Below are 6,049 nucleotides of genomic sequence, written 5' to 3' on the forward strand. Positions count from 1 at the left end.
GGTTTAGGTTGAGGTTTCGGGGTGKTTGATTGAACTTTGGGCGGTTGTAAGTTGGGGTCGAAGGGAACAAATCCTGTCTCTACTGTAGGGGGGACTGAGGGGTTAGGCTGGCGACTTTGGAGTTGCTGGAGTTGATTACTAGCCCAAGTTCTAATTTTTTCTGGGGTCTCTAGTGTGAGGGTTTGACATAAGGAAATAGCGCGATCGCTTTGTCCGCTGCGATCGTATGCTTTCACCAAGCCAATTTGGGCTTTTAATCCGACTTTCGTATGGGGTTGAGAGTCGGCGATGGGTTCTAAAAGTGCGATCGCCTGTTGGTATTGTTTCTGTTTAATCGCTGCTAACCCCAACTCTAGGGAATTTAAGTCGGGGTTTAGTTCTTCCTTACTGCGATCGGTAGATGACATCAGCCTATCCTCAATCAGCCTCCCCTTTAGAGTATCCCAATTTACAACATCTGTGGCGGATCAATTCCCTGCTGCTTCAATAACTCTATCAATCGTTCATAGCGTTGACGTTCCTCTTGTAACTCAATTTCCGTCTGTTGCGCTTTTATGCGTTCCTGTTCATAGCGTTGACGTTCCTGTTGTAACTCAAGTTCAGCTTGTTGAGCCCTTTCACGTTCCTGCTGTCGTAACTTATCTAATTCCACTGGTGTTAAAAATTTATCCCCATCTGGCCGATAAATTTCTAGCCCAGTTTCTGTTAATTCAAACCTAATTTGTAACCGAGGACTAACCCAACCTTTCATGTTTTCAATCGATTCTAGCCAATCTTCTGACCTTAAAAAGCCAGTTATCTCTTGTGACTGAGGGTCATATAGATAATATTCGTCTACGCCATAGCGTTGATAAAATAGTAGTTTTTCCGCCATTTTTTTCGAGGTATTTCCCGGCGAAAGAATTTCAAATACTACCTGTGGCGCGATATTATCCTCTTCCCATTGTCGATATGAGCCTCTATCCCCCTTGGGACGACCACAAGCTACCATAACATCTGGCGCAGTACGGATTTTATTATTTCCTTCCACTGGATACCACAGTAAATCACCCGCCACAAAGATATTTTCATCCCCGGAAAACAATATTTCCAGGTTTTCTTTGATAATCACAATCCAGCGAAATTGTTGCGTGTTATCAGACATGGGTTGACCGTCACTTTCAGGATAAATAACTGTCGGTTGGGTTTCGGGTATAACTTGTTGTACCATAATCGATTATTCCCAGATATTCGCGACTTCCTAAGATTGTAGCATTTTGGGTGACTACTATACTTGGGATATTAATAAATCTTCCCAAACTTGATGATTGGGGTAGTCAATTATCAGTAAAAACCGTAACATCAATATTGGGATGGTCGTCAAAGAGTCTAGGGATTCTAGTGTTAGATATAGGTGATACTCTGGGAGGGGCGATACTACTGCGTAGTGGCTGGGCGATGATGGGCGATCGCTCACTGATGATACACCCGAAATTATATTCAGGCTGATGGTATCTTGTATTAATCTGGCACTCCCATATTAGAATAATGTCAAGCTAGGGGTCGTTTATGGGATATAAACAGAAATCAACCACCCAAACAAATCCGTGAAAATATCCTTAAATTACCTCAGCTACTCACGTTAAACTGATAAAATAGATGATGTCTTGGCAACGTCCCGATGGTAGAGAGCGCGACCAACTGCGCCCGGTGCAGTTTGAGCTAGATTATACTCAATTTGCGGCTGCTTCAGTCCTAGCAAAATCCGGTAATACTCAAGTGCTTTGTACGGTAACAATTCAACCGGGAGTACCCCGATTTTTGCAGGATACCGGAAAAGGTTGGTTAACCGCAGAATATCGGATGCTTCCGGGGGCGACTCCCCAACGTCAACCCCGGGAATTGATGAAACTATCGGGTAGAACCCAGGAAATTCAACGCTTGATTGGTCGCAGTTTGCGCGCGGCGGTAGATTTACAGGCTATGGGGGAAATCACTGTTACGGTAGATGCTGATGTGTTACAGGCGGACGCAGGAACCCGCACCACGTCGATTAATGGGGGGTTTGTCGCCCTGGCTCATGCCTTTAATAAAATGGTAAAACGGGGAGAGTTAAAGCGATCGCCTATTATTCATCAGATCGCCGCCATTTCTGTGGGAATGATGCACGGGGAAGCCTTACTTGATCTCAATTACCAGGAAGACGTAGCAGCCGATATCGATTTTAATGTGGTGATGCGGGATGACCTGGGAATTATTGAACTTCAGGGAACAGCAGAAGCAGAAAGTTTGAACCGAAATCAGTTAAACCAAATCTTAGACTATGCCGAAAAAGGCATTACAGAACTCTGTCAATTACAAAGGCAGGTTTTAGGGCTAACTGATTAATTAAATGATTAATCATCAAAGCTGATTTAGGGGCGGGTTATCCTGTGAATTAATTATCCCCACAGCCCCATTAATAAACCCGTCCCGACTCACCTGATGAATCTAAATAAATATTCCCAAACCATTGTGAACCCTGGCAGCCGTATCAGGAGTGCGGTTAAGTAAATGCCCACCCAGCACCAAACTGGTAGAACTGCCACCATCCAAATTTATAGCATCGATCGCCCCTAATTGCTGCATCAATTTTGCCATTTCTGTTAAACTAGGTCCCGCCCCATTCACCCGGTTATGAACAGTCACCATAAGCAGTTCTCCGGTCGCTGTGACACCCACAGCACTGCGGATAGCCAACTGTTGACCAAACCAATAATTAAACCCTTCCGCCTCTGCATTAACCACAATATTGCGATTTTGCACCAACAGAGGTCCGCCACCCATAATATTCGGAAAATCTATAAACTCAGGGGGAGTAGTTGCGGCGGTAATTGTTAACCGATAACCGACCCCAAAAGCACTAACAGCACTCCGAAAAGAACGGAAAACCAGCAGATAACCATTAGTGGGGATAGCTGTGGGAGTTTGATCATCAGGTAGTTCAATTTGTCGAGTTACTTGGTCTCCCGAAACTACCGCGACAATTTCATTAAGAGTTAGAGGTAAATAATTCGCCCCCCATTCGGAAGTATAACGAGCAATTCCTGCCTTGACATATCCAGTATTTAGCAGGTCTATCTCAAAGCGTTGTCCGGTAGAAGTTACAATAGTTTCTACTAACTTTAATCGCCCCATTCGCACCCTTCCCGTATCATCCCAAGCCATAGCACCCCGATTAAGAATCGGCCCGGAAAACCACTTATTATCCTTACGAATAGCCCCTAAAGGCAATAAGTTATTACGGTTAAAATAGCCGCCATTAATACCGCCTAAACTTGACCAAATTTGGGCAATGGACAATAAAGAGTTAGTCCCCCGCATCTGATTTTTTTCTGTCCATATCGCGGCGATTGACAACCCCGACCTAGGAGTTATGGTTAACCAAACTGCGGGGAATTTATCACCTTCTAAAGTTAAATATTGCTGTCGCGATCGCAGTCCTGGATAAACCGAAATACTGTGTTCTACTAAAGCATCTCGCCGCAGTTCAATTACCAGGCGATCGCGATTATTAAGGGTTTGGGTGCGGACTCTATACCCATCAGGTAAAGTTCCCTTAATGACTGTTTGAGTTGCTGAAATGCGAACGACAATGGGCGATGGTTTCTCAGAACTGCCGCTAGTTTCCCCCTCATTTTGTTGTTCTTGATTGCCAGATTTAGGGGGTGGGGTTGGAGTTTCGGGAAACCGAGCAGCTAGAGATTGATCAGCGATCGCATCTAACACGACTTCCCATTCCCGACTTTGTTCGTAAAGTTCCCAAGGGGTAGCTTTACTTAGTTGTATCTCAATCCGGCAAATATCCTGGTTTTCATTAACGGTAATATCGTCAATTTTAGTAGGTACGGAAAAGATGCGTAAAGTTTGGTTATCGATAACCATTTCCCAATTTCCCACGGGGGCGATATCGTCCAAATTTAGATATCGATATTCCCGATCTAGTTTAGTTTTGAGGCGGTAAGATTTGCCAATAGTTGAAAACCACTTGACGGGCTGAAGGTTGACATCATCAGTATTGAGTAACTCCATACCTAAAACCAATATCGCCCCCTTGTCGCTAACTCCCGTATAAGTGCAAATTCCCGAACTCCACTGACCCCAAGCCGCCCGCCAAGTCCGACCATTTACTGATAGGTGAGTCCCCCGCCGAATTACTCCAGGGTTAGCAAGTTCGACAATATGCGGGGAAGCTACTATAGGGTTTTGCTTGAGAAATACTCGCGCCTGGTAAATGCAAGCCGCCACTTCTCCCCTAGTAGCCGGACGGTTAGGGTTGAAAATATCAATGGTGGGGGCGTTTACTACTAAGCGGTTTTGGGTGGCTGTGGCGATCGCCTGTTGGGCGTAGTTGGGAATATTACCCCCATCGTTATATATAGCAGCTAAAGACACAGATGCTCCCGCCTGCATCTGTAAGCCGGACACTAAAGCCAGTAAAACGTGCAACCGGGAAATATTCTGACCTGGAAGAAACCGACCATCAGGAAAACCACTGATAAATCCGGATCTAAAGGTATTGCGGATGGCTTCAGCAGCCCAAAAATTGGCGGGAACATCTGTAAAGGGTATATAATCCCGCCGGGGTGCTAGGGAAAAGGCTGCTTGGATAATGGCGGCAAATTCCGCCCTGGTCATGGTTTGGTCGGGGCGAAAGGTTCTATCTTCAAAGCCACTGACAACCCCTTGGCGTTGCAGAGGTCTGATAAATGGATAAGCCCAGTGTTGGCTGATATCGGTGAATGAGGCGACTGTGTTGTTCATAAATATTGCGATCGCAAAGGTGAAACCTTAACCCAATATTCTAATTGTTTCACTACTCCGACTCCCCATAAAAAAAACGCCCACACTCATAAAGTGTGATGGGCGCTTGAATCAGGGTGCATCTACTATGATATGTAGTATAACCCCTGATGGGTGAAACCCTACACTGGCTTAACAAAACTTTACAATTGCCAATTTCTCCTATACCATAAATTATTGATTTTTTATTCAACGCCGCGTCGCCGCCTTTTTGCCCCAACCCCCTTGACAAATTTCTGGCGATCGCCTATTATTTATTATTGGTAACATTGCTATACGCTTGATTTTTTATTCAACGCCGCGTCGCCGCCTTTTTGCCCCAACCCCCTTGACAAATTTCTGGCGATCGCCTATTATGTCGTATGGCTAACATAGCTATACGCTTGATTTTTTATTCAACACAGTCCCATCAAGAAACCAAACTTCTCCGATTAACCCTGGGGTAACGCTGGCTTTATCAATGGTAGTTGGTCGGGTAGAAAATTATGAATTTTTACTTGTGAAAATTATCTGCTGTCCCTTCCTGCCCAGGTGTGCAGCCGTAGACTTGTCGTTTAAATTTCATCGGTTATAATGGTAGTAGAGGTAAATAAAATCTATAATCAACAGAGGTAAAGACCATGTTACAAACTCTTCATAAAACCCCAGTTAAAATCCCTCAACAGTCCCGGACTTTCAACGAGATTAGACCAGAACGCAGTCACACTAAAGCTCTCACCGAAAAAGGCAAACTCGTTGGCCATTGGCGCACTGATGACCAAGGAAAACTCTATTGTCAGTGGTTTCGGGAATGAGTGTTTCTGATTAGAGGGGGATTGACAAGTAATTTCAGGAGATTTCCGGAAATATTCTTCCAGTTATGGTAGTAATTAGGGGTCGAGAGAGATGTCACCATCTCCCCCTCCCATTCAAAACCGTGCTTGAGACTTTCACCTCATACGGCTCTAGTGGTGCTTCCACATCCAGATAATTGGCATAGACACGAAAAACTTCCTGATGTGACGCACGCGCAGACTGGTTATGGTCGAAAGAGAAGTCACCTTCCCCAACTCCAATTGGAAACCGTGCTTGCGAGTTTCCCAGCACACGGCTCCTGATGTAGATACCCTATTTGTCAGTAGGAACAGGGCTACGACCCCCCGCTTTGTAACCTCAACTTTAGGAGCTATATACAACCTCGTAGTCTTTAAACTCGCACTCGTCATAAAACTCTTAATTGTCGCGGTCT

Annotated in this window: 7 protein-coding genes; 4 read left to right on the forward strand and 3 right to left on the reverse strand. The window is 44.9% G+C overall.

Annotated features, from left to right (window positions below; all coding sequences use genetic code 11):
* A partial coding sequence (locus B9T16_RS24655; RefSeq protein ID WP_410246011.1) for a tetratricopeptide repeat protein occupies positions 1-407 on the reverse strand: 407 nt, incomplete at its 3' end.
* A gap of 41 nt (positions 408-448) precedes the next feature.
* Positions 449-1,210, reverse strand: a complete 762-nt coding sequence (locus B9T16_RS24660; RefSeq protein ID WP_006616503.1) for a Uma2 family endonuclease — start codon at positions 1,208-1,210, stop codon at positions 449-451.
* Between the two features lie 50 nt (positions 1,211-1,260).
* Here B9T16_RS24660 and B9T16_RS24665 point away from each other — a divergent pair, with 50 nt between their 5' ends.
* Positions 1,261-1,488, forward strand: a complete 228-nt coding sequence (locus B9T16_RS24665) for a hypothetical protein (RefSeq protein ID WP_014275034.1) — start codon at positions 1,261-1,263, stop codon at positions 1,486-1,488.
* 150 nt (positions 1,489-1,638) lie between these two features.
* Positions 1,639-2,367: a ribonuclease PH gene (gene rph, locus B9T16_RS24670; protein WP_006616504.1), complete on the forward strand. Its 729-nt coding sequence runs from the start codon at positions 1,639-1,641 to the stop codon at positions 2,365-2,367.
* A gap of 102 nt (positions 2,368-2,469) precedes the next feature.
* On the opposite strand, the gene B9T16_RS24675 is transcribed toward rph, so the two are convergent.
* Positions 2,470-4,782: a phosphodiester glycosidase family protein gene (locus B9T16_RS24675; protein ID WP_006616505.1), complete on the reverse strand. Its 2,313-nt coding sequence runs from the start codon at positions 4,780-4,782 to the stop codon at positions 2,470-2,472.
* A gap of 659 nt (positions 4,783-5,441) precedes the next feature.
* On the opposite strand from B9T16_RS24675, the gene B9T16_RS24680 reads away from it, so the two are divergent.
* Positions 5,442-5,615 (forward strand): hypothetical protein, encoded by a 174-nt coding sequence (locus B9T16_RS24680; RefSeq protein ID WP_006620936.1) that lies wholly within the window; start codon positions 5,442-5,444, stop codon positions 5,613-5,615.
* Between the two features lie 226 nt (positions 5,616-5,841).
* A partial coding sequence (locus B9T16_RS24685; protein ID WP_410246012.1) for a hypothetical protein occupies positions 5,842-6,049 on the forward strand: 208 nt, incomplete at its 3' end.

The organism is Arthrospira sp. PCC 8006 (assembly GCF_046480465.1).
GTDB lineage: Bacteria > Cyanobacteriota > Cyanobacteriia > Cyanobacteriales > Microcoleaceae > Limnospira > Limnospira platensis.